The 23,916-nt window shown below is 63.5% G+C and carries 22 protein-coding genes; 5 read left to right on the forward strand and 17 right to left on the reverse strand.

Going from position 1 to position 23,916, the window contains the following annotated elements:
* Window positions 1-9 precede the first annotated feature (9 nt).
* Together RTH74_RS14225 and RTH74_RS14230 are read left to right on the forward strand one after the other, a co-directional pair.
* Window positions 10-396, forward strand: a complete 387-nt coding sequence (locus tag RTH74_RS14225) for a response regulator (protein WP_316915074.1) — start codon at window positions 10-12, stop codon at window positions 394-396.
* Window positions 389-2,071, forward strand: coding sequence for a diguanylate cyclase domain-containing protein (locus tag RTH74_RS14230; RefSeq protein ID WP_316915075.1), 1,683 nt, complete (start codon window positions 389-391; stop codon window positions 2,069-2,071). The genes RTH74_RS14225 and RTH74_RS14230 overlap by 8 nt, the downstream gene beginning before the upstream one ends.
* 75 nt (window positions 2,072-2,146) lie before the next feature.
* Here the strand turns inward: RTH74_RS14230 and cysW are convergent, their stop codons facing one another.
* The 10 genes from cysW to RTH74_RS14280 all read right to left on the reverse strand — a co-directional run bounded on the left by cysW (window position 2,147) and on the right by RTH74_RS14280 (window position 10,853).
* A complete protein-coding gene (cysW, locus tag RTH74_RS14235) occupies window positions 2,147-2,974 on the reverse strand; it encodes a sulfate ABC transporter permease subunit CysW (protein WP_316915076.1) in 828 nt (275 codons plus the stop codon).
* Window positions 2,971-3,810 (reverse strand): sulfate ABC transporter permease subunit CysT, encoded by an 840-nt coding sequence (cysT, locus tag RTH74_RS14240; RefSeq protein ID WP_055985283.1) that lies wholly within the window; start codon window positions 3,808-3,810, stop codon window positions 2,971-2,973. Before cysT ends, cysW begins: the two co-directional genes overlap by 4 nt.
* Before the next feature lie 114 nt (window positions 3,811-3,924).
* Window positions 3,925-4,941: a thiosulfate ABC transporter substrate-binding protein CysP gene (gene cysP / locus RTH74_RS14245; protein WP_316915077.1), complete on the reverse strand. Its 1,017-nt coding sequence runs from the start codon at window positions 4,939-4,941 to the stop codon at window positions 3,925-3,927.
* 281 nt (window positions 4,942-5,222) lie between these two features.
* Complete coding sequence (locus tag RTH74_RS14250) at window positions 5,223-5,438, reverse strand: TOBE domain-containing protein (protein WP_003464423.1); 216 nt, start codon at window positions 5,436-5,438, stop codon at window positions 5,223-5,225.
* An 88-nt stretch (window positions 5,439-5,526) separates the two neighbouring features.
* Window positions 5,527-6,327, reverse strand: coding sequence for an aliphatic sulfonates ABC transporter ATP-binding protein (gene ssuB, locus RTH74_RS14255; RefSeq protein ID WP_074860032.1), 801 nt, complete (start codon window positions 6,325-6,327; stop codon window positions 5,527-5,529).
* Entirely contained in the window at window positions 6,324-7,118 is a 795-nt protein-coding gene (gene ssuC / locus RTH74_RS14260) for an aliphatic sulfonate ABC transporter permease SsuC (protein WP_013717673.1), read from the reverse strand. The genes ssuB and ssuC overlap by 4 nt, the downstream gene beginning before the upstream one ends.
* Before the next feature lie 183 nt (window positions 7,119-7,301).
* Window positions 7,302-8,450 (reverse strand): FMNH2-dependent alkanesulfonate monooxygenase, encoded by a 1,149-nt coding sequence (ssuD, locus tag RTH74_RS14265; protein WP_119694068.1) that lies wholly within the window; start codon window positions 8,448-8,450, stop codon window positions 7,302-7,304.
* A gap of 92 nt (window positions 8,451-8,542) precedes the next feature.
* Complete coding sequence (locus RTH74_RS14270; RefSeq protein WP_143506987.1) at window positions 8,543-9,508, reverse strand: sulfonate ABC transporter substrate-binding protein; 966 nt, start codon at window positions 9,506-9,508, stop codon at window positions 8,543-8,545.
* A gap of 103 nt (window positions 9,509-9,611) precedes the next feature.
* A complete protein-coding gene (gene ssuE, locus RTH74_RS14275; protein WP_017364060.1) occupies window positions 9,612-10,205 on the reverse strand; it encodes an NADPH-dependent FMN reductase in 594 nt (197 codons plus the stop codon).
* A gap of 9 nt (window positions 10,206-10,214) precedes the next feature.
* Window positions 10,215-10,853 carry a peroxiredoxin gene (locus tag RTH74_RS14280; RefSeq protein ID WP_316915078.1) on the reverse strand — a complete coding sequence of 213 codons (639 nt, stop codon included), beginning with the start codon at window positions 10,851-10,853 and terminating at the stop codon, window positions 10,215-10,217.
* A gap of 116 nt (window positions 10,854-10,969) precedes the next feature.
* Between RTH74_RS14280 and RTH74_RS14285 the strand changes: the two genes are divergently transcribed.
* Window positions 10,970-11,425, forward strand: a complete 456-nt coding sequence (locus tag RTH74_RS14285; RefSeq protein WP_316915079.1) for a GNAT family N-acetyltransferase — start codon at window positions 10,970-10,972, stop codon at window positions 11,423-11,425.
* 183 nt (window positions 11,426-11,608) lie between these two features.
* On the opposite strand, the gene RTH74_RS14290 is transcribed toward RTH74_RS14285, so the two are convergent.
* The 7 genes from RTH74_RS14290 to chrA form a co-directional block, all read right to left on the reverse strand.
* On the reverse strand, window positions 11,609-12,301 hold the full coding sequence (locus tag RTH74_RS14290) for a response regulator (protein WP_316915080.1): 693 nt from the start codon (window positions 12,299-12,301) through the stop codon (window positions 11,609-11,611).
* Window positions 12,301-14,952 (reverse strand): sensor histidine kinase KdpD, encoded by a 2,652-nt coding sequence (locus RTH74_RS14295; protein WP_316915081.1) that lies wholly within the window; start codon window positions 14,950-14,952, stop codon window positions 12,301-12,303. Before RTH74_RS14295 ends, RTH74_RS14290 begins: the two co-directional genes overlap by 1 nt.
* Window positions 14,953-14,962: 10 nt before the next feature.
* Window positions 14,963-15,520, reverse strand: coding sequence for a potassium-transporting ATPase subunit KdpC (gene kdpC, locus RTH74_RS14300; RefSeq protein WP_179543670.1), 558 nt, complete (start codon window positions 15,518-15,520; stop codon window positions 14,963-14,965).
* Between the two features lie 89 nt (window positions 15,521-15,609).
* Window positions 15,610-17,667, reverse strand: a complete 2,058-nt coding sequence (gene kdpB / locus RTH74_RS14305) for a potassium-transporting ATPase subunit KdpB (protein ID WP_316915082.1) — start codon at window positions 17,665-17,667, stop codon at window positions 15,610-15,612.
* Window positions 17,668-17,680: 13 nt separating this feature from the next.
* Window positions 17,681-19,369: a potassium-transporting ATPase subunit KdpA gene (gene kdpA / locus RTH74_RS14310; RefSeq protein WP_316915083.1), complete on the reverse strand. Its 1,689-nt coding sequence runs from the start codon at window positions 19,367-19,369 to the stop codon at window positions 17,681-17,683.
* 10 nt (window positions 19,370-19,379) lie between these two features.
* Window positions 19,380-19,469: a hypothetical protein gene (locus tag RTH74_RS14315; protein WP_021490657.1), complete on the reverse strand. Its 90-nt coding sequence runs from the start codon at window positions 19,467-19,469 to the stop codon at window positions 19,380-19,382.
* 293 nt (window positions 19,470-19,762) lie between these two features.
* Window positions 19,763-21,097 (reverse strand): chromate efflux transporter, encoded by a 1,335-nt coding sequence (chrA, locus tag RTH74_RS14320; RefSeq protein ID WP_316915084.1) that lies wholly within the window; start codon window positions 21,095-21,097, stop codon window positions 19,763-19,765.
* Window positions 21,098-21,774: 677 nt separating this feature from the next.
* Here chrA and RTH74_RS14325 point away from each other — a divergent pair.
* Together RTH74_RS14325 and RTH74_RS14330 are read left to right on the forward strand one after the other, a co-directional pair.
* A complete protein-coding gene (locus RTH74_RS14325) occupies window positions 21,775-22,542 on the forward strand; it encodes an HNH endonuclease signature motif containing protein (RefSeq protein ID WP_316915085.1) in 768 nt (255 codons plus the stop codon).
* A 100-nt stretch (window positions 22,543-22,642) separates the two neighbouring features.
* Entirely contained in the window at window positions 22,643-23,464 is an 822-nt protein-coding gene (locus tag RTH74_RS14330; RefSeq protein WP_316915086.1) for a hypothetical protein, read from the forward strand.
* Window positions 23,465-23,916: the final 452 nt, after the last annotated feature.

The following is a 23,916-nucleotide window of genomic DNA, read 5'->3' on the forward strand; positions in this document are numbered from 1 at the left end:
GAGACCGTGATGACTGAGCTCAAACGCATCCTGCATGTCGAGGACGATCCCTCGATCCAGGCCGTGGCCAAGGTCGCGCTGGAGGCCGTCGGCGGCTTTCAGGTATTGAGCTGTGCCAGTGGCCAGGAGGCGCTCGACCAAGTGCAGGGCTTCGCGCCGGATTTCATTCTGCTCGACGTGATGATGCCCGGCATGGATGGGCCCAAGACCCTGGAGCTGATTGGCCAACTGGTCGATACCGCACGCATTCCGGTGGCCTTCATGACCGCCAAGGTGCAGCCTGACGAGGTCGCCCACTACCACAGCCTCGGCGCCCATGGCGTGATCATCAAACCATTCGACCCGATGCAGCTCGCCGCTCAGGTACGGCAGATCTGGAACCAGAGCAATGGATAAACACGAAGGCAGCGCCATCCCGCAGGCGCTGCAACAACACTTGCAACAGCTTGGTCAGCAATTCAGTGAGCGCCTTAGCCAGGAACTGCCCCAGCTGGCGCAACAGGCAAGACAACTGCTGGACGCCGATGAAGCCGAGCGCACGCGTCTGCTGCAGGAGCTGCGGCATCAGCTGCACCGCCTGGCTGGCAGTGCCGGCACCTTCGGCTTCAGCCAGCTTGGCCAGCAGGCACGTGAGCTGGAGCAGCATGCCGAGCGCTGGATGGAGCGCCTGCTGCGCCAACAGCAGAGCCTCAACGAGTTCGTCACTGCCTTGCAGGCACTCGGCGAGCAGTCGACCAGCGCGGGGGCCATCACTGAACCGGTAGGCAAAGCGCGCAAGCTGCCGCGCCAGGAAGACGGCAGCCGCACCATCTACATCCTCGAAGGCGAAGCCGCGGTTGGCGAGAACATGCGCCAGACGCTGAGCAACTTCGGTTACCGCGCCGAGCATTTCAATTCCACCGCAGGGCTCGACGCCGCGCTGCAGCAGCACCTGCCCGATGCGCTGATCATCGACGCCAAACTGCCCGGCGAAGCCAGTTGCGGTCTGGATTACGCCCACCAGTTGCGCGAACGCCTGGACGAACCACTGCCGCTGCTGGTGCTCACCGACCAGCAGGATGACTTCGCTACCCAGCTGCATGCGGTGCGGGCCGGCGCCATGGGCCTGTTCAGCAAGCCGGTGGACATCCCGCAGCTGGAAAGCCGCCTCGAACGCTGCTTCTCGCAACAGCACGGCGAACCCTACCGCGTGCTGATCGCCGACGACGACCAGGACCTGGCCAGCCGCTACAGTCTGGTGCTGCGCGATGCCGGCATGCTGGTGGAGATACTCAGCGAACCGGCGCGGATCTTCACCCACCTGCGCGATTTCAACCCCGAGGTGGTGCTGCTCGACGTAAACATGCCGCATTGCACCGGCCCCGAACTGGCGCAGATCATCCGCTGCAATGATGACTGGCTGCGCATCCCGATCATCTACCTGTCGGCGGAAACCGATATCGGCAAACAGATGAACGCGCTGATCAAGGCCGGCGACGACTTCGTCACCAAACCGATTTCCGACAATGCTCTAGTAGCTACCGTGTTCTCCCGCGCCCAGCGCGCACGCCTGCTTTCCGACGCCCTGGCCCGCGACAGCCTCACCGGCCTGCTCAAGCACGCCGACATCAAAGAACAAGTGGCCATCGAACTGGAGCGCGCCCTGCGCAGCGGCGACCGCGCCAGCGTAGTGATGCTGGATATCGACCACTTCAAACGTGTGAACGACGAGCATGGTCATGCGGCCGGTGACAACGTCATCCGCGCCCTGGCCAACCTGCTGCGCCAACGTCTGCGCCGGGTCGACAGCCTGGGCCGCTACGGCGGCGAGGAATTTCTCGCCGTATTGCCGGACTGCACGCCGGAGCAAGCACGTTTGATCGTCGACGAGATTCGCCAGCGCTTCGCCGAGCTGCGTTTCATCGCAGACGGCGGAGAGTTTTCCGTGAGCCTCAGCGCCGGTATCGCGGGCACCGACGTCAACAGCGACGCCGAGCAACTGCGTGAGCGTGCGGACAAGGCGCTATACGCCGCCAAGCACAGCGGGCGCAATCAGGTGCAGATAGCGGCGTCGGAAGAACATCGCGGCTGAAGCCGCTCCTACGGAGCACAGATGCAACTGTAGGAGCGGCTTCMSCCSCGAGACTCTACGCTATTCAGGCGCAGGTCACGCCTCGGCGCGCTGCAGCAGGCGACGCTGGCGCCACTCCATGAAGGTCTTGAGGAACAGCGTGAGCAGCGCCATGCAGGCCAGCAGACCTGCCGCGGTGAAGGCGGCGGCGGGCTTGTAGTCGTTGTTGAGCTGGTCGACCAGCAGCGGCAGGGTCAGGGTCTGGTTGATGATGGTGCCGGACACCACCGACACCGCGCCGAATTCACCGACCGCGCGGGCATTGGTCACCACCACACCGTAGAGCAGCGCCCATTTGATCTTCGGCAGGCTGATGCGGCGGAAGATCTGCCAGCCGCTGGCGCCCAGGCACATGGCGGCGGTTTCCTCGTCCTGACCCTGGGCCTGCATCACCGGAATCAGAATGCGCGCCACGTAAGGCGCGGTGACGAACACCGTGACCATGACGATGCCCGGCCAGGCGAACATCAGCTGCATGCCGTTATCGTAGAACCAGCGGCCGATAAAGCTTTCCAGGCCGTAGACCACCAGGTAGCAGAGACCGGCAACCACCGGCGACACCGCATAAGGGATGTCGATCAGCGTCGTCAGCAGCTTGCGCCCGCGAAAATCGTAGTGGGTCACGCACCAGGCCAGGCAGATGCCGAAGCACAGGTTCAGCGGCACGGTGATCGCTGCCACCAGCAGGGTCAGGCCGATGGCGTGGAGCATGTAGTCCTCGCCGAGGTTGCTCCACAGCAGGTCGAGCCCGCCAGCCAGCGCCTTGCTGAAAATCAATGCCAGCGGCACCAGCAGAATCAGCGCCACCACCAACAGACCGAGGGTTACCAGCGCCCACTGGCGCCAATCTTGGGGCTTTTTCATCGACCTTGCCGTTGCCAAGCGAACAGACGCCCCTGCACGACCTGCAGGAGGAACAGAAGAGCCAGCGACGCGAGCAGGATCACCGAAGCGATGGCCGCCGCCGCCGGGTAATTGAATTCCTGCAGACGGACGAAAATCATCAGCGAGCTGACCTCCGTCTGATAGGGAATGTTGCCGGCGATCATGATCACCGCGCCGAACTCACCGAGGCTACGAATGAATGCCTGCGAACCACCGGTGACCAGCGCCGGAGCCAGGGTCGGCAGGATCACCTTGCGGAAGGTCTGCACGCGGCTGGCGCCGAGGGTGCGTGCGGCCTCTTCGTATTCCGAGCCGAGATCCTGCAGCACCGGCTGCACCGTGCGCACCACGAAGGGAATGCTGGTGAACACCATCGCCACCACGATACCGGCGTAGGCATAGGCCACCTTGAAGCCCAGCCACTGGCCGATCCAGCCGTTGGGCACCAGCAGCGCGGCGAGGGTCAGGCCGGCCACCGAGGTCGGCAGGGCGAAGGGCAAGTCGATCAACGCATCGACGATACGCCGGCCGGGGAAGTCGTAGCGGGTGATGATCCAGGCCAGCAGCAGGCCGATCACCAGCACCGCCAGGGTCGAGTAGAACGCCGCCGAGATGGTCACCTTGTAGGTCTGCACCACACGCGGGTCGCTGATCGCGAACCAATACTGCGCCCAAGTCATGTCGCTGACGTACAGCAGCAGCGCCGACAGCGGCAGCAGGATCACCAGCGAGAGGTACAGCACACTGACGCCGAAGCTCAGGCCGAAGCCAGGCAGCAGCGGAGTCTGCAGGAAGAACAGCGTCGGTTTACTCACGAAAAGCTCGGCTCTACAAATGCAGTTGGCCGCCAATAAGGCGGCCAACGGACCATTACGATGCTCGCACTCATGGCTGGCGGGTTGCCCCCGCCCTACGCCAGACCGCCGCTATCAGCGACCCTCTGCGAGAAGCTGGTCAAGAATACCACCGTTGTCGAAGTGCTTGGCGGTGATGTCATCCCAGCTACCGAGGATCTCGTTCGGGTTGATCAGACGCACCGGCGCGAACTGCGCCTTGGTCGCCTCGACCACTTCCGGGTTGTGCACACGGTAGTTGTAACGGGTCAGCAGTTGCTGGATGTCCTTGCTGTACTGGAAGTCGAGGAAGGCTTTGGCTTGCTCGCGAGTGCCGCGCTCGTCGGCCACCTTGTCGACGATGGCGACCGGGAACTCGGCCAGCACGCTGACTTCCGGCACCACGATTTCCAGGTTGGCGGATTTGAATTCGTCGCCCTTGGCGATGTTGATCACTTCCGATTCGAAAGTCAGCAGCACATCGCCCTGGCCGTTCTGGGCGAAGGCCACGGTGGCGCCGCGACCGCCGGTGGGGAAGTTCTCGACGTTCTTCAGCACCTTGCCGACGAAGGCCTTGACCTTCTCCTGGTCGCCGTTGAATTTCTCGTTGGCGAACAGCCAGGCGCCCAGGTAGCTGTAGCGGGCGTTGCCAGAGGTTTTCGGGTTGGGGAATACCAGCTTCACGTCATCGCGGATCAGGTCGTCCCAGCTCTTGATGTTCTTCGGGTTGCCTTCACGTACCAGAAAGGCGGTGGTGCTGTAGTACGGCGAGGCGTTGTTGGGGAACTGCTTGGCCCAGTCTTCGCGCAGCAAGCCGCGTTTGGCCAGGATGTCCACGTCGGAGACCTGGTTGAAGGTGACCACGTCGACCTTCTTGCCCTGGATGATGTCCTGCGCCTGGCGCGAGCTGCCAGCGAAGGACTGGATGATCTTCACTTCCTTGCCGCTCTGCTGCTTCCAGTGCTCGACGAACAGCGGGTTGATCTCACCGAACAGTTCGCGGGCGATGTCGTAGGAGGCGTTGTGGAACGGGGTGTCGGCAGCAGCATGGCTCAGCGAGCCGGTAAGCAGGGTGGCGCTGGCCACACTGGCCAGGAGGATCTTCTTCAGCATGAGCGGCTTCCTTATCGTTGGCAGAGCCTGCAAGCAGGCGTTTTGATGGCGCGATTGTGGCGCAACGGTATATATCCGAAAAATACTATTTTCTTATCTACTTATAACTAGATAAAAATCAACCACGCCATCAGACGAACCCGCCGCACAGATGCGGCCAGGGAAAGACGGGAAAGCATACGGGAAGGTGCCGGAAGAGGCGAACGAGGAGCAGGCGCGGGAATGACGGGGGCACCTCGCCCCGACCGCTCCGAGGAGCGGCCAGGGTGGAGGGGGAGCGATCAGAGCTTGGCGATGGACACTTCGGTGGATTTGACAAAGGCGATCACTTCACTGCCCACCTGCAGTTCCAGCTCACGCACGGAACGAGTGGTGATCACCGAGGTGACGATGCCGGCAGCGGTCTGCACGTCGATTTCCGACAGTACGTCGCCGATGACGATTTCCTTGATGTTGCCCTTGAACTGGTTGCGAACGTTGATGGCTTTGATGGTCATGGTGTTTCTCCTCAGGTCGTTTTACATGTAGCCCGGTGCAATCCGGGGAATTCTCGAGCCGCTCCCGGATTGCCTCCGGGCTACGGCGTCAAAGTGCCCAACGCAATTGCGTGGGCAGGGGTGATACGGGTTCCGGTGGCGTCGGCAATTCCGGTTGCGCCAGCACGCGGTCGAGCACGCGCGCTTCCAGTGCCGCCAGCAGCGGCGAGCCATGCGGGCGCGGGCGAACCAGCTGCACATCGAGGTCGAGGCCGATCTGACCGTCCTCGATCAGGATCACCCGATCCGCCACGGCCACCGCTTCGGCCACGTCGTGGGTGACCAGCAGTACGGTGAAGCCATGCTGCTGCCACAGGCGTTCGATCAGTTGCTGCATCTCGATACGGGTCAAGGCATCCAGTGCACCCAGCGGCTCGTCGAGCAGCAGCAGGCGCGGCCGATGGATCAATGCACGGGCCAGGGCCACGCGCTGCTTCTGCCCGCCGGACAGTGCTGCCGGCCATTCATTGGCGCGATCCGCCAGGCCGACCGCCGCCAGCGCCTCTTCCGCCTGCTTGCGCCAGTTGCCGGAAAGCCCCAGACCGACGTTGTCGATCACTCGCTTCCAGGGCAGCAGACGCGAGTCCTGGAACATCAGGCGAATGTCTTCACGCACCGCGTTGAGCGAGCCATTGCCGGCCAGCAACTGGCCGCCAGAGGGTTGATCCAGACCGGCCAGCAGGCGCAGCAAGGTGCTCTTGCCGCAGCCACTGCGACCGACCACGGCGACGAACTGACCAGCCGGGATATGCAGGTCGATGCCTTTGAGCACCTGACGCTCGCCGAAGGATTTCTCGATTTTCTCGATCGCCAGGGGAATGCCCTGACGAATGTTATGCAGCGCTGTCATTGCCCACCTGCCTTGGCCTGATAGGCCGGATGCCAGCGCAGCCAGACACGCTCGAGACCACGGGCAGCGACGTCGGCCAGCTTGCCGAGCACCGCGTAGAGCAGGATCGCCAGCACCACCACGTCGGTCTGCAGGAACTCGCGGGCATTCATTGCCAGGTAGCCGATACCGCTGCTGGCCGAGATGGTCTCCGCGACGATCAGCGTCAGCCACATGAAGCCGAGGGCGAAGCGCACGCCGACCAGGATCGACGGCAGCGCACCGGGCAGGATCACCTGGCGGAACAGGGCGAAGCCGGACAGGCCATAGCTGCGCGCCATCTCCACCAACGCCGGGTCGACGTTGCGGATACCGTGGTAGGTGTTGAGGTAGATCGGGAACAGCGTGCCGAGTGCGACCAGGAACACCTTGGCGGCCTCGTCGATGCCGAACCACAGGATCACCAGCGGGATCAGCGCTAGGTGCGGCACGTTGCGGATCATCTGCACCGAGCTGTCGAGGAAGCGCTCGCCCCATTTCGACAGGCCGGTGATAAAGCCCAGCAGCAGGCCAATCCCGCCGCCGATGGCGAAGCCGATCCCGGCGCGCTGGCCGCTGATCGCCAGGTGCTGCCAGATTTCACCGGAGGCCAGCAGCTCCCAGCCGGCGGCGAGCACGGCGCTGGGCGCCGGCAGGATGCGGCTGGACAGCCAGCCACTGGCCACCGCCAGTTGCCAGGCGGCCAGCAGCCCCAGCGGCAAGGCCCAGGGCGCAGCGCGCAGAGCCAGTTTGTGAAGGGTCGTGTTGCTCATGGTTTGCCTCGAAGAATTCTGTGTCCCTGTCCCCGGACTGCATCCGGGTTACGCCGGAGGCGACCCGTAGGGTGCGCCATGCGCACCAACGGGTGCCGCAGGCAATCGCGGTGCGCGCAGCGCACCCTACGCTTCAGTCCGTAGCCCGGATGCAATCCGGGAAAACCCGTACCCGCGCTACCCTCAACTCGCCGAAGCCGCCTTCGGCAGGATGTCGCTGGAGATCATTTCGCCGAATGGGCTGACATAACCGCGACTTTCCGGACGCTGCGGCTGGGCCACATCCAGATGCGGGAACAGCAGTTCGGCGACCCGGTACGACTCCTCCAGATGCGGGTAACCGGAGAAGATGAAGGTATCGATGCCGAGGTCGGCGTATTCCTTGACCCGCGCCGCCACGGTCGGGCCATCGCCGACCAGCGCAGTGCCGGCGCCGCCGCGCACCAGACCGACACCGGCCCAGAGGTTCGGCGACACTTCCAGGTTGTCGGTCTTGCCGCCGTGCAGGGCGGCCATGCGCTGTTGGCCGACCGAGTCGAAGCGCGCCAGCGACGCCTGGGCGCGGTCGATGGTGTCCTGATCCAGATGGCTGATCAGACGATCCGCCGCGGCCCAGGCTTCCTCATTGGTCTCGCGCACGATCACGTGCAGACGAATGCCAAAGCGCACTTCGCGGCCCTGCGCAGCAGCCTTCTCGCGCACCTGAGCGATTTTCTCGGCCACGGCGGCCGGCGGCTCGCCCCAGGTCAGGTACAGCTCAACCTGCTCGGCGGCCAAGTCTTGCGCGGCGTCGGAGGAACCACCGAAATACAGCGGCGGACGCGGCTGCTGGATCGGCGGGTAGAGCAGCTTGGCGCCCTTCACCTGGATGTGCTTGCCGTCGTAGTCGACGGTTTCGCCTTCCAGCACACGGCGCCAGATGCGGGTGAATTCGACGGATGCCTCATAACGCTCGGCATGCGACAGGTGCAGGCCATCGCCGGCCAGTTCGTCCGGGTCGCCACCGGTCACCAGGTTGAACAGCGCACGGCCGTTCGACAGGCGATCCAGGGTCGCCGCCTGGCGCGCGGCCACGGTCGGCGAAATGATCCCTGGACGCAGGGCGACGAGGAACTTCAGGTTCTGCGTGAGCGGGATCAGCGAGGCTGCCACCAGCCAGGAGTCCTCGCAGGAACGCCCGGTGGGGATCAGCACACCGCCGAAACCAAGGCGATCAGCCGCCTGGGCGACCTGGGCCAGGTAGCCATGGTCGACGGCGCGCGCGCCTTCGGAGGTGCCCAGGTACTTGCCATCACCATGGGTAGGCAGGAACCAGAAGATATTGAGGCTCATGGATTGGTCTCCTTTTACGAAAGCGTTGACGTAGCCCGGATGCAATCCGGGAATACCGTGTGGCTGCCCCGGATTGCATCCGGGCTACGGTCTTACTGGGCCTGCGCGACCTTGGCCGGTGGATTCCAGATCACATCCTTGATGGTCAGTTTCTTGGGGATCAGCTTCAGCTCGGTGAAGGTGTCGGCGATCTTCTGCTGCGCCTCGACCACATCCGGGGTGATGAACTGCGCGCCGTAACCCTGACGCTCAACAGCCTGACGAGTGATCTCCGGGGACAGACCGATCAGCGGCGCGACCTGGCTGGTGGCTTCGTCGAGGTTGCCCTTGACCCACTCGCCAACGCCGCGAATTTCCTCGACCAGCGTGCCGATCACCTGCGGGTTCTTCTCGGCATAGGTACGGGTCGCCAGGTAGAACTGGTGGTTGTCGACCAGACCGCTACCGTCACGCAGGGTGCGTGCTTGCAGTTGCTTCTCGGCGGCGGACTGGAACGGGTCCCAGATCACCCAGGCATCGACGCTGCCACGCTCGAAGGCGGCGCGGGCATCGGCCGGCGGCAGGTAAACCGGGGTGATGTCGCCGTATTTGAGGCCGGCGTCTTCCAGCGCACGCACCAGCAGGTAATGCACGTTGGAACCCTTGTTCAGGGCGACTTTCTTGCCCTTGAGCTCGGCTACCGATTTGATCGACGAATCTTTCGGCACGAGGATCGCCTCGCCCGTCGGAGCCGGCGGCTCATGGGCGACGTAAAGCAGGTCGGCGCCAGCCGCCTGAGCGAATACCGGCGGGGTTTCACCAGTGACGCCAAAGTCCACGGAGCCGACGTTGAGACCTTCGAGCAGCTGCGGGCCGCCCGGGAACTCCGTCCACTTGACCTCCACGCCCTGCTCGGCCAGGCGTTTTTCCAGGGTGCCCTTGGCCTTGAGCAGCACCAGGGTGCCGTATTTCTGATAGCCGATACGCAATGTCTCGGCTTGTGCTTGAGTGATGGCGCCGAAGGAAATGGCCGCGGCAAACAGGGCGACCAGGCTTCGACGCAAAGTAATGGTGCGCATGGCGCTCTCCCTTTGCGGTGATGTCTTGGTTGGCTACCTGCTTGCCCGTTGGCGGGCGAGTAAGGCGGGGTATTACGGGGCTTACAGTCGGGCAAAGCCCGTGTCAGATACTCCAGCGGGCGTTCACCAGCCGGTCGTTCAATACGTTCGGATCGATCGGCCTCGGCCGTCGCGCCAGGGCTGCGCCCAGTTGTTCCAGTGCCTCGTCGAGGCGTTCGCGCAATTCGTCGTCGATCTGCGCGGGCCTGTCCCCTTCCGGGTAGGCAATCTGTTTGTCCACGGCGAACACGCCGGAGAGCATTTCCTGCGCTTTCAGCGCGGCCAATACCGGCTTGAGCGCGTAGTCCACAGCCAACAGGTGCGCCGGGCTGCCGCCACTGGCCAGGGGCAGAACCACCTTGTGCGCCAGAGCGCGTTCCGGCAGCAGATCCAGCAGCACCTTCAAGGCACCGGTGAACGACGCCTTGTACACCGGCGTACCGACCACCAGGCCATCAGCGCTGGCCACCACAGCCTGCAACTGCTGCACTGCCGGGCTGTCGAAGCGCGCATGCAGCAGATCCTCGGCGGGGAAGTCGCGCACCTTGAGCAGGCTCACTTCCACCTGCTGCGCCTCCAAGCGCTGGCGCACGTAATCCAGCAGCACCTCGGTGCGCGAACGCGCCGCAGGGCTGCCGGAGAGCAACACGACGTGCATGCTGGTTCCTTATTTGTTCGGCTGCGGGGTCAGGCGCAGATAGGGTTTCACCGCGCGATAACCTTTGGGGAAGCGCTGGGCGATTTCGGCTTCGTCCTTGAGCGACGGCACGATCACCACTTCTTCACCGTCCTGCCAGTTGGCCGGCGTGGCCACCTTGTAGTTGTCGGTTAGCTGCAGCGAATCGACGACGCGCAGGATTTCGTTGAAGTTGCGCCCGGTACTGGCCGGATAGGTGATGGTCAGGCGCACCTTCTTGTTCGGGTCGATGATGAACAGCGAACGCACGGTCAGGGTGTCGTTGGCGTTGGGGTGGATCAGGTCGTAGAGGTCGGACACCTTGCGGTCGGCATCGGCGATGATCGGGAAATTGACCGCCGTGTTCTGCGTCTCGTTGATGTCGTCGATCCACTTGATGTGCGAATCCACCGGGTCGACGGACAGGGCGATGGCTTTGACGCCGCGCTTGGCGAATTCATCCTTGAGCTTGGCGGTAAAGCCCAGTTCGGTGGTGCACACCGGCGTGAAGTCAGCTGGATGGGAGAAGAGGATGCCCCAGCTGTCGCCCAGCCACTCGTGGAAACGAATGCGGCCTTCGCTGGAATCCTGTTCGAAGTCAGGGGCGATGTCGCCCAGGCGGATGGTCATGATCGTGCTCCTTGGCAGTAGCTTGCGTGGCGCTCACTATGCTCAGGAACAAAGAGAAACAAAAAGAATAAATAATGATTTATTTATAACCAAAACATCTTTAAAGAAAGACCGTCATGACCTCCCCAACCTTGCACGAGATTCCCAGCGAACAGGCGCCCATGGCGCTCCTGCTGGAAGCCGATCCCAGCACCGCCCTCATCGCCGGTTATTTACAGGACGGTCATTGCGTTGTCGCGCGCCAGAGCGACGTAACCGTTGGCGTCTACGTGATCAAGGCACTGGCGGCCAACACCTGGGAACTGATGAACATCGCCGTGGCGCCCGAACACCAGGGCCAGGGCATCGGCGCCCTCCTGCTGCACCACGCCATCGACCAGGCCCGGCAACTGGGCGCGAAGCGCCTGGAACTGGGCACCGGCAGCTTTGGCCACCAACTGACGTTCTATCAGCGCGCCGGCTTTCGCGTGGTGGCGGTTGAGCCGGATTACTTCCTGCAGCACTACTCCGAGCCGCTATTCGAGAATGGCCTGCAGCATCGGGATCGCTTGCGCCTGGCCCTGGAGCTTTAAGAGCCTGTTCAAAGTCTCGCGAGCTAGAGCCAGGCAATACCGATGGCGGCCCCGCGAATAGAGCGAAGAACGCTCGGAGTCGCGTTCGACTTTACGAGCTGTAAATGAGCATTCTGACTGGGCTGGAGTTCCAGCTTGATTTCAACGCTGCATGGCCGACGCGCAGCAGGCTTTGAACACGCTCTAAGAAGGTTCGCGCAGGCGATAACCCACCCCCGCCTCGGTGATCAGGTAGCGCGGCGCGGCCGGATCATCGCCGAGTTTCTGCCGCAGGTGGCCGACCACCACGCGCAGATAATGGCTGTCACCGACGTGGCTCGGCCCCCAGACATCGCGCAGCAGTTGCTGCTGGGTCACCACCCTGCCGAGGTGCTGGGCGAGCAGCGCCAGCACCGCGTATTCCTTGGGCGTCAGGGCGATTTCGACGCCCTCGAGGCTGACCCGACGATAGGCCAGGTCGATGCTCAGCGCGCCACAGACGATGCTCGCCGGCAGCGCTTCGCGGCCCTGGCCCTGGCGCAGCAGCACGCGCACGCGGGCGAGGAATTCCTGGATGCCGAACGGCTTGGTCACGTAGTCGTTGGCGCCCCCGTCCAGCGCCAGCACCTTCTCACCCTCGCTGGCACGCACCGAAAGCACCAGCACCGGTACCTGGCTCCATTCGCGCAGGCCGCGCAGCACCTGCTGGCCGTCGAGGTCGGGCAGGCCTAGGTCGAGCACGACGAGATCGGGGCTGTGCAGCGCCGCCTGGGCGAGACCGTCTTCGCCATTGGCCGCCTCTAGCACCCGGTAGCCCTGGGCGCTGAGGGCGATGCGCAGGAACTTGCGGATCTGCGCTTCGTCGTCGATCAGCAGAATGCTTGGCCCCTGGCTCATCAGTCTTCCTCGGCGGCTTGCGGTTGCGTGGTCAATGGCAGGTGCAGGGTCAGGCTGGCGCCACGGCCTTCGAGGCCGTCGCCGACCGTGACGCGGCCGCCCTGGGCGCCGACCATGCCCTGGCAGATCGCCAGGCCCAGGCCCGTGCCCTGGCCGCCACGATCGCCCCGCGCTGCGGTGTAGAACATGTCGAAGATCTTCGCCCGTTCTGCCTCGGGAATGCCAGGGCCCTGGTCGGCGACGATGAAGCGCAGCTCCTGTTCGTCGTATTCCAGCGCCACCCGCAGGCGTCCGGCTGGCGGCGAGAAGCGCGCGGCGTTCTCCAGTACGTTGACCAGCGCCTGCTCGATCAGCGCCGCATGCACCCGCAGCAGCGGTGGCTCCGGCGGCAGCAAACACTCAACCTGCAGCGGTGCGAGCACGGCGCGCAAGCGTTGCAGGGCGCTGGCGACGATATCGCTGGGCGCGACCCAGTCGCGCGCCAGTTTGAGCCCGCCGTGGCCGAGGCGGGTCATGTCGAGCAGGTTCTGGATATAGCGGTCGAGGCGCTCGGCCTCGTCGCGGGTGCCTTCGAGCAGTTCCCGGCGATCGGCCAGGGGGATCGCCTCGCCCAGCGCCAGCAGGCTGTCGATGGAACCGCGCATGGCGGTCAGCGGCGTGCGCAGGTCGTGCGACACCGAAGCCAGCAGCGCGCTGCGCAGTTCCTCGGTCTGCCCATGCAGGCGCGCGGCCTCCAGCTCTTCGGCCAGTTGAGCGCGGGCCAGGGCCTGAGCCAGCGGTTGACCCAGGGCAGCGACCAGGCGCCGCCGCTCGTCCGCCAGTGGTGCGCCATCAACGTGCTGTAGGCCGATCAGCAGCAGCGGCCCCTCCTCACCACACAGCGGCCACCACCACCAGCGGCTGCTGGGCAGGGTGTCGGTGCCAAGTCCCGCTGGCTGCTCGTGCTGCCAGGCCCAGTCGGCGGCGGCGCGTTCGGCATCGGGCAATTCGGCGTGCAGACCGCCCTCGTGCTGCCACTGGCCATCTGCATCACGTGACAGCAGGGTCAGTTGCATATCGACCCGGCTACCCAGCTGCTGCTCGGCCACCGCCAGCACGGCCTGGCGGTCGGCGGCGACGGTAAGCCTGCGTGACAGCTCCAGCAGCGCGGTGGTCTCGCCCTGCGCCTGACGCAGCGCCTGCACCTGGCGGCGCTGACGGCTGGCCAGGTTGCCGGTAAGACCGGCCATGAGCAGGAAGAACAGCAGGGTCAGCACGTCCTCCTGACGCTGGATGCGCAGGGTCAGGGTCGGCGGAATGAACAGGAAGTTGTAAGCCAGGAACGATAGCCCCGAGCAAGCGAGCGCCGGGCCCAGGCTGCTGCGTACCGCCACCAGCAACACGGCGGCGAGGAACACCAGGGAGATGTTCGGCAACTCCAGCACCTGCGCCAGGCCGAGGGAGATCAGCGTGGCGCAGGCGGCGGCCAGCGTGGCCCACAGGTAGTCGCGCCAATGCGGGGCCATGCGTGTGCGCCGACCCTTCGCAGGCTGAGACCCCGCCGCATCCAGCACGCTCACCTCCAGCCCGGCACCGGCGGCCAGCAGGCGCTCGCCGAGGCCTCGCCCGAACCAGCGCCGACGCAGGCGGCGCGTGCTGCTGCCGACCAGAATCAGGCTGGCACGGCGCTCGCGGGCGTGGTCGAGCAGCGTGCGCGCCACCGAGTCGCCGTGCAGTGTCACCACTTCGCCACCGAGGCGCTCGGCCAGGCGCAGCGCCGCTTGCAGGCGGCCGCGCTGTTCCTCGTCCATGTCCTGGCGACTGTCCACGTGCACCACCGACCAGGGCAGATGACGCCGCTCGGCCACCCGGCAGGCATGACGCACAAGGCGCTCGGCCTCACCGTCGCCATCCACCCCCACCAGCAGGCGCCCGAGCACGCTGGGCGCGGCCTGGCCGAGCTGGCGGTAGCGTTGGTCGAGGTCGGCATCGACCCGCGCGGCGGCGGTCTGCATGGCCAGCTCGCGCAGCGCGGTGAGGTTGGTCGGCGAGAAGAAGGCGTCGATGGCCGCCCGCGCCTGCTCGGGCATATACACCTTGCCGTCACGTAGACGCTCGAGCAGCTCACGCGGCGGCAGGTCGACCAGTTGGATCTCGTCGGTTTCCTGCAGCACCCAGTCGGGCACCGTCTCGCGCACCTGCACGCCGGTGATGTCGCGCACGCGGTCGTTGAGGCTTTCCAGGTGCTGCACGTTGACCGTGGTGTAGACATCGATGCCGGCGGCGAGCAGCTCCTGCACATCCTGCCAGCGCTTGGCGTGGCGGCTACCGGGGGCGTTGCTGTGCGCCAGCTCGTCTACCAGCGCCAGCTTGGGCGGGTCGGCGAGCAGGCCGTCGAGATCCATCTCGCTCAACTCCAGGCCGCGATAGGGCAGGCGCAATGGCGGCTGTTGCGGCAGCCCCACCAGCAGCGCCTCGGTCTCGCTGCGGCCGTGGCTTTCCACCACCCCGGCGCGCAGCGCCACGCCCTGGCGCAGTTGCGCATGGGCGGCCTGGAGCATGGCGTAGGTCTTGCCCACGCCCGGCGCCGCGCCGAGAAACACCTTGAGCCGGCCACGGCCTTCGCGGGGCAGGTCGGCGAGCAGCGCTTCGGCGCGCAGGCTGTCGTTCATCGAGCACTCGTCACTGGGAAGAAGTGGAGGGATTGTCGGCCAGCGCCAGGTTCAGAGCCAGCACATTGACCACCGCCGGGCCAAACAGCGGGCGCTCGGTGTGCGCCTCGACCAGGCGCAGCAACTCGGCCTCGTTCAGGCCACGGGTCTGGGCGATGCGCGGGATCTGCCAGGCAGCGGCCTCGGGCGACAGGTGCGGGTCGAGGCCGCTGCCCGAGGTGGTCAGCAGTTGCATCGGCACGGGCGCCTGACCGCCCAGTTTGGCGCTGGCCTGCTCGATGCGCTCGCGCAGTTTGGGATTGCTCGGCGCCAGGTTACTGGCGGCGCTGGCCACGGTGGCGTAGCTACCTGCCGAGGGGCGCGGCTGGAACCAATGATCGCCGTCGAAGGCCTGGGCGATCAGGCGGCTACCGCGCACCTGGCCGGCGTCGTCACTCACCAGGCTGCCGGAGGCCTGATCGGGGAAGGCAACCTGGGCCACGCCGGTGACCGCCAGCGGGTAAGCCACACCGGTGAGCAGGGTCATCAGCGCCAGGATGGCGATGGCGGGGCGGATATGGTTGAGCATGATGAGTCTCCGATATCGATTCTTTGCTTGTCTCCCCTCTCCCGCTTGCGGGAGAGGGGTCGGGGGAGAGGGAGCAGACCGTGCGTGAACTACACCCAGCCCAACCCCACCAGCAGCAGGTCGAGCAGCTTGATGCCGACGAAGGGCGCGATCAGCCCGCCGAGGCCGTAGATCAGCAGGTTGCGCCGCAGCAACTGGCCGGCGTCCAGCGCCTGGACGCGCACACCGCGCAGCGCCAGCGGGATCAGCGCGACGATGATCAGGGCGTTGAACACGATGGCCGAGAGGATCGCGCTCTGCGGACTGTGCAACTGCATCAGGTTGAGCGTGCCGAGCTGCGGGTAGATGCCGGCGAACAATGCCGGAAGGATGGCGAAGTACTTGGCCACGTCGTTGGCCACCGAAAAGGTAGTCAGCGCGCCACGCGTCACCAGCAGCTCCTTGCCCACCTGCACCACGTCGATCAGCTTGGTCGGGTCGCTGTCCAGGTCGACCAGGTTGGCAGCCTCACGGGCGGCCTGGGTGCCGTCGTTCATGGCCAGACCAACGTCGGCCTGGGCCAGCGCCGGGGCGTCGTTGGCGCCGTCGCCACACATCGCCACCAGCTTGCCTTCGGCCTGCTCGGCGCGAATGCGCGAGAGCTTTTTCTCCGGCGTGGCTTCGGCGATCACGTCATCGACACCCGCCTCGGCGGCGATGGCGGCGGCGGTCAGCGGGTTGTCGCCGGTCACCATCACGGTGCGGATGCCCATGGCGCGTAATTCGGCGAAGCGCTCGCGGATGCCCGGCTTGACCACATCTTTGAGGTGAATGGCGCCGAGCAGGCGACCAGCCCCGGCCACCAGCAACGGCGTGCCGCCGCTCTGGGCGATCTTCTCCACCTCACGCGCCAGCGGCGCCGGCAGATCACTACGGCCCAGGCCGAGGTAGGCCAGCACCGCATCCACCGCGCCCTTGCGGTAGGCCACGCCGTTCACGTCGGCACCGGACAGGCGCGTCTCGGCGCTGAAGGCGATCAGCGTCATGCCGCTGCGCTCGGGCACCGCCATCGGGTGCAGGGACGCCAGGTATTCGATGATCGACTTGCCCTCCGGCGTGTCGTCGCCCTGCGAGGCCAGCAGCGCCGCCTCGGCCAGCTCCGGCGTGGCCACGCCCGGCGCCTTGACCATGGCGCTGCAGCGACGGTTGCCGAAGGTGATGGTGCCGGTCTTGTCCAGCAGCAGGGTGTGCACGTCACCGGCCGCCTCCACGGCGCGGCCAGACTTGGCGATGACGTTGAGGCGCACCAGGCGATCCATGCCGGCGATGCCGATGGCCGAGAGCAGGCCGCCGATGGTGGTGGGGATCAGCGTCACCAGCAGCGCCGCCAGGTAGATCAGCGGCAGGTCGCCACCGGCAAAGCGGGCGAACGGCTGCAGCGTGGCCACCACCAGCAGGAAGATCAGGGTCAGGCCGATCAGCAGGATATCCAGCGCCACCTCGTTGGGCGTCTTCTGCCGGCGCGCGCCTTCGACCAGGGCAATCATGCGGTCGAGGGTGGACTCGCCGGGGTTGGCGCTGATCCGCACCAGCAGCCAGTCCGACACCAGGCGGGTGTTGCCGGTGACCGCCGAGCGGTCGCCGCCGGACTCGCGGATCACCGGCGCGGATTCGCCGGTAATCGCCGCCTCGTTGACCGCCGCGACACCTTCGATCACCTCGCCGTCGCCGGGGATCAATTCACCGGCCTCGACCCGCACCACGTCGCCCTTACGCAGGCTGCTGGCCGGGACGGACTGGAACTGCTCGCCGACCTGTTTATTCGCCATCAAGCCCTGGCTGCCGGACTTGAGGCTGTCAGCGCGGGCCTTGCCCCGCCCTTCGGCCAACGCCTCGGCAAAGTTGGCGAAGAGCACGGTGAACCACAGCCACAGGGCGATCTGCACGCCCAGGGCGGTGCTCACCGCAGGGTTGGGGACGAAGCACAGCACGCTGGTGACCAGCGCCGTCAGCTCCACCACCAGCATCACCGGCGAGCGCACCAGTTGCCGTGGGTCGAGTTTGACGAAGGCCTGCTTGAGGGCCGGGCGCCACAGCGCGCCGAGGCCGGTCTGCGGCTGGCTGCTGGACGATTTGGCGCTGCGTTGCGCCGTTACGGGGGCATTCATCACGGTTTCTCCTTCAGAACGCCAGGTGTTCGGCCAGCGGGCCCAGGGCCAGCGCCGGCATGAAGGTCAGGCCACCCACCAGGAGGATGGTCAAGGTCAGCAGCACGACGAACAGCGGCCCATGGGTGGGGAAGCTGTTCTGCCCCTGCGGCGCGGCGCGCTTGGCCGCCAGGCTGCCGGCAATCGCCAGCACCGGCAGGATGTAGCCGAAGCGCCCGAGCAGCATGGCCAGGCCGAGCATCAGGTTGTGGTAGGGGGTGTCGGCGGTGAATCCGGCGAAAGCCGAGCCGTTGTTGCCGGTGGCCGAGCCGTAGGCATACAGCGCCTGACTGAAGCCATGCGGCCCGGGGTTGCCGATGGAGGCTGCCGGGCCGGCGAAACTGACCGCCAGGGCGCCGAATATCAGCACGCCGACCGGCATTACCAGCAGCGTGGCGACCATCAGCCGTACTTCGCGTGCCTCCAGCTTCTTGCCCAGGTAGGCCGGGGTGCGGCCGATCATCAGCCCAGCGAGGAACACCGCGATCAGCACGAACAGCAGCATGCCGTAGAGGCCCGCACCAACGCCGCCGAAGACGATCTCACCCAGCAGCATGTTGACCAGCGGCACCAGCCCGCCGAGGGCACTGAAGCTGTCGTGCATGGCGTTCACCGAGCCGTTGGACGCCGCCGTGGTGGTGGTCGCCCAGAGCGCCGAAGCGAAGCTGCCGAAGCGCGCCTCCTTGCCCTCCAGCGAGCCGACCTGCTCGATGGGCAGCCCCGCCAGCGCCGGGTTCGGCTGCAACTCCGCCCAGGCGCAAACAGCCAGGCCGATGACGAACAGCACCAGCATGCTGGCGAGGATCGCCCGGCTCTGGCGCAGGTCACGCACGTAGTGGCCGAAGGTGAACACCAGCGCCGCTGGGATCAACAGGATCGACGCCAGCTCCAGCAGGTTGCTCAGCGCCGTGGGGTTCTCGAACGGATGCGCCGAGTTGACGCCGAAAAAGCCACCGCCGTTGGTGCCCAGTTGCTTGATGGCGATCTGGCTGGCCGCCGGCCCCATCGGCAGGGTCTGTTCGCTGCCCTGCAGGGTGGTGGCGGAGACGTAATCGCTGAAGTTCTGCGGCACGCCCTGCCACACCAGCAGCACCGCCAGCACCAGGCACAGCGGCAACAGGCCGTAGAGCACGGCGCGGGTGATGTCGACCCAGAAGTTGCCCAGACGGTCGCTGGACTGCCGCGCCAAACCCCGGCACAGCACCACCAGCACCGCCAAACCCACTGCCGGGCTGACGAAGTTCTGCACGCCGAGGCCGAGCATCTGGCTGAAGTAACTCAACTGCGCCTCGCCGCTGTAGGCCTGCCAGTTGGTGTTGGTGACGAAGCTCACCGCCGTGTTGAACGCCAGCGGCAGGCTCAGCCCGGCGAACTGCTGCGGGTTGAGCGGCAAGCCGCCCTGCAGCAGCAGCATGCTCATCAGCGCCAGCAGGCAGACCAGGGTGAAGGCCAGCAGCGCCACGGCGTAGCCGCGCCAGCTCTGCTCTTGCTCCGGGTCGACGCCAGCCACGCGGTAGCACAGGCGTTCCACCGGCTGCAGCACGGGGCTGAGCCAGGTGCGCTGGCCCTCCATCACGCGGTAGAAATAGCGCCCGAGAAAAGGGGCCGGTGCCAGCACCAGCACAGAGAAAGCTGCCAGCAGCAGCCAGTCGTAGTCATGCATGGCCGTCTCCTCAACCACGTCCGGCGGTCAGCAGGGCCGACAGCAGATAGGCGAAGAGGCCGACCACCAGGATCAGCGACACACCATCGATTGCGTTCATGTGCAAAGCTCCACGATGCGGGGAATCCGCTCGCGAGCATTGTCGAAAGGCTGCCCGTAAAAATTCGATTGCCGCCCCGCCGCCGGGGCGTAAAGAAATCGTATTGATGAAGAAGGATCAGCCCTGTGGGAGGCGCTTCAGCGGCGACTTATTCATGCGTCGCGGCTGAAGCCCCTCCCACAAAGCCCCGGCAGCGCCCCCGTAGGGTGGGTTAGCGGCGCAAAACACCACCCCCACAGCCACGCCCCACTCGACGCGCCGCGTAACCCACCAAGCGATGCCAAGCCAGACACTCAACCCAACAAGCGAACCACCAACCCCACCAGCGCACAGGCCATCAACGTCTCGATCACCCCACGCTTGAAACCCAGCAACGCCACACCCGCACCGAGGGCAATCAACGCCGACACCCAATCGAACGCGCCGGCCAAGCCCTGCGGCCAGAGCACGTGATAACCGAAGAACAGCGCCAGGTTGAGGATCACCCCGACCACAGCGGCGGTGATCCCGGTCAGCGGCGCAGTGAACTTCAACTGACCATGAGTCGACTCCACCAGCGGCCCGCCGGCGAGGATGAACAGAAATGACGGCAGAAAGGTGAACCAGGTGACCAGCACCGCCGCCAGCGCGCCGCTGGCAAAGGCCGAATTACCCCCAAACAGCGGCTGGCCATAGGCACCGACGAAGGCGACGAACGCCACCACCATGATCAACGGCCCCGGCGTGGTTTCGCCAAGGGCCAGGCCATCGATCATCTGCCGAGGCGTCAGCCAGCCGTAATGCTCGATGGCACCCTGGTACACATAAGGCAGCACCGCATAAGCGCCACCAAAGGTGAGCAGCGCCGCCTTGGTGAAGAACCAGCCCATCTGCGTCAACGTACCCTGCCAGCCGAACGCCAGGGTCAGCAGGCCCATGGGCAGCAGCCAGAGCACCGCACCAGCCAGCAGAATCAACGCCATCCGGCTGGAGCGAAAATGCGTGTGCGCCAGGCGCGTCTCATCATCGATCAATGCTGGCGCATGCGCCCCACCCGCCTCACCATGCCCGGCGCCGACCGCGAAATGCTGCGGCGCCAGTCGCCCGCCGATGTACCCCACCAGCGCCGCACCGAGCACGATCAGCGGGAACGGCAGCTGCAACGCGAAAATGGCGACAAAGGCCGCTGCCGCGATGGCCCACAGCCAGGCGTTCTTCAACACCCGCCCGCCGATGCGCCAGGCCGCCTGCAGCACGATGGCCGTCACCGCCGGCTTGATGCCATAGAAGATCCCCGCCACCAGCGGCACATCGCCGAACACCAGATAAACCCAGGACAGCGCGATCAGGATCAGCAGCGACGGCAGCACGAACAGCGCCCCGGCGATCACCCCACCCCAGGTGCGGTGCATCAGCCAGCCGATATAAGTCGCCAACTGCTGCGCCTCCGGCCCCGGCAGCAACATGCAGTAGTTCAGCGCATGCAGAAAGCGCCGCTCTGACAGCCAGCGGCGCTTCTCCACCAACTCCTGATGCATGATCGAAATCTGCCCGGCTGGCCCACCGAAGCTGATCAACCCCAGCTTCAACCAGAACCAGAAAGCCTGCAGCAAACTGACCGGGGCGGGACGCTCGGGGGGCTCGGACATTAGAGGGCTCCAGCAGCTGCAAATCGACCTGTCACTATAGCCGCACAACATGACAACCGCGCGACCCCGAACGAAAAACAACCAGCCCCACGCAGCCCTTGCCCCACCTGGCCTGGAAGAGTTTTCCCGCATCTTATCCACAGCGCTTTCCCCAGATTTTGTGCACGAAGCCCGCAAGCGCGCTCACACCCGACCACGCGATTGAAAAGCTGCCTCAAGTCGTTGATTAACCGCGATATATCGCCTGGCAATAACGCCAGTAGAACGTCATTGGACAAAAACTGAACGGCTTACGAAGACCCGCTTGAATACTAGGCGCGGGGTGCTTTTGCGCAGGTTATCCACAGGTGTGTTAACAGAATTTGTGGGTGGGTGCGGAGAGGTCTGGATCGCCGTTTCTATATAGGCAAACAACCTATATGGCATTTTGCCCACGAAGCATGGACAGCCTCGCGGTGGATGGACTAGGTTCTGGCTTGGTTCTGCTGGTGCAGTGATGCAGCAGATTGAGCTTGCCGTTATCTCTGTCGTGTTTCTCCCCAGAGGCTGTCGCGTTTCACGCGATAAAACTCAATCGAAACAAGGACTTGCAGGACGACAAGGAAGGTTGTGCGACAGGTGTAGCGTGGAAACGTGAAATGAATGTCGCCTAGTTAATAATTATGCCGAGGTAAGTAATGGCAATTGCACCACGAGCCATAAAAAAGCTTTACGCCCTTTCTGCTGGGCGATGCAACATATGTAGAACTCAGCTATTTGAAGGCGATATCCACATAGGGGAAATGGCACACGTCATAGCTAAAAGCTTACTAGGCCCCCGTGGAAAAAGCTTGATTGAAAGCAGGGACTCTTACGAAAACCTAATCCTTCTCTGCGCCAACCACCATATAGAAGTCGATCAAAACCCAGAAAAATACACCACAGAAAAACTTCACTCAATTAAAAGAAATCACGAAAACTTTGTAAGAACAAGCCTTAGCCAGCCAGAGCAAAGGGAAGATGACATAGCCTCACTAAATACAATAGCGCGCTTCTTTCCCTTAACCCGGCTCCATAGTTACTTGCATTACCTGCCAAGCTCATTCGAAATTAGTTTTTTTGACTTTGGGGATACCATAGATAACTTCCGCATTGACAACCCCCATTGTCTTCCGTTTTCAGACCCCAATTTGGATATCGAATTTTGCAAGCTTATTAGAGATTATTCTCAGCTTAAAATACTCCTAAGCGGCACCTACAAAGACACATGGATATATAATTCACACGCAAACAGACCAAATAAAGCGGTCTTCAATAGCGTAGGTTTTTCTTGCGAAGACAAAAATCTTCTGCACCAAGAAATTGAGTCATCGCTTAATTGCTTCTTAAGCTCGTACCAGTCCTTTATTTCTTTTATCAGATCATCCTACCCAGAAGTAAAATTAGATAATTACCAACCTGCATAAACTCGGTATAGCAATTGGTCAAACCGTTTGCTTCGCTGACTGGGACGGGCTAAACCCCGTCCCTTAACTTATCGTCAGCGCACTTCATCAAGGAGCTTCTGTGAATAAAATAAATTTACTGGCATTAACAATTATAGGCATGCCAATAGCCTGCCTGGCTGAAGCCACATCAGAAGGTAAAGTCACCTATGAACTCGATATGTTCTCGTTGGTATCCTTCGGCCTGGCAATAGCAGCGCTCGTACTTTCCATTTTCATGGCATGGCTCTCATGGCAATTTTACGTAAAATCAACAGAAGCCGCCGACAAAACAAATGAGACAGTCACGAAGATTGAAACTCTTGTCGCAGGGGTGCAATCAAATATAACCGAAATCGTACAGCGCGCAGTCGGATACTGGATTGAGAGTGGCGGTGGCGATGGCCAAGTTAACGAGAGCAAGCGTGAAGTGTATGAACGCCTAAATGAACTAGAACAGTCAATTCAAAGAGCAGGCGATGGCGCAGGTGATAACACCCACCTTCTTCAAGAAGTTTCAGCACTGAAATCCCAGCTTGACGAATTGGGCAGAGGAATCAGAGAGAGCCAAATAAAAACTCTATTTCCAAACATAGACACAGAAATACAAACAATGAAGTACTCACAAGAGATAACCAGCGCAGACGCCAACGAGCAAATAGGGCTAATGCGAATTAACGTGCTAAAGCCAACAAGGATTGCTACTGCAAGTATCAAATTCAATCCAATATTCGATTCAGAACCTAGCGTAAGCGCAACACTTATAAGCTCTCCCTATGAGGATCAAGCATCAATATCAGCAAAAGCCGGTACGCCTAGCCTGCGCGGGTGCAATGTTCACCTAAACAGCCCCACACCACTAAAAACTGGCGAGTATATATTCGAGTTCACGGCCAGAGTTTGATAACAAAACAATAAAAAACGAGAAAAGGGGACAGATTTATTTACTGTGCTTACAACCCATAGAACACAAAATCACAGCGCACCCCACGATAAGAACGCCGATGCATCATGCGCGCGAGTAGCCCTTCAGGAGGGTGAGCGGAATCGTCGTGGAAGAGGTTGAGCGGCATGGATGCCGCGAGAGCTGCGATGGGCCAGGGATGACCCACCGCAGCGGGCCTCTGGAGCGACGATGGAGCGAACGAACCCCGGCGAAGCCGGGGCCGGATGGCGGGGCGAACGGTTTTGGTTACTTTTGCCAAGACAAAAGTGACTTGTAAGTTGTTCCACACCTGCTCCAGACCGCCAGTGACTAGATCTCCAGATCGTGGGCGAGCGAGGGTCGGAGCAGGTTTTTCTTGATTAACCCGAACGGTTGCCTGAGCTCAAAGCTCGTTTCTGCAAGTCAGGGTG

It is taken from the genome of Pseudomonas sp. zfem001, assembly GCF_032621725.1.
In the GTDB taxonomy this organism is placed as follows: Bacteria; Pseudomonadota; Gammaproteobacteria; order Pseudomonadales; family Pseudomonadaceae; genus Aquipseudomonas; species Aquipseudomonas sediminis.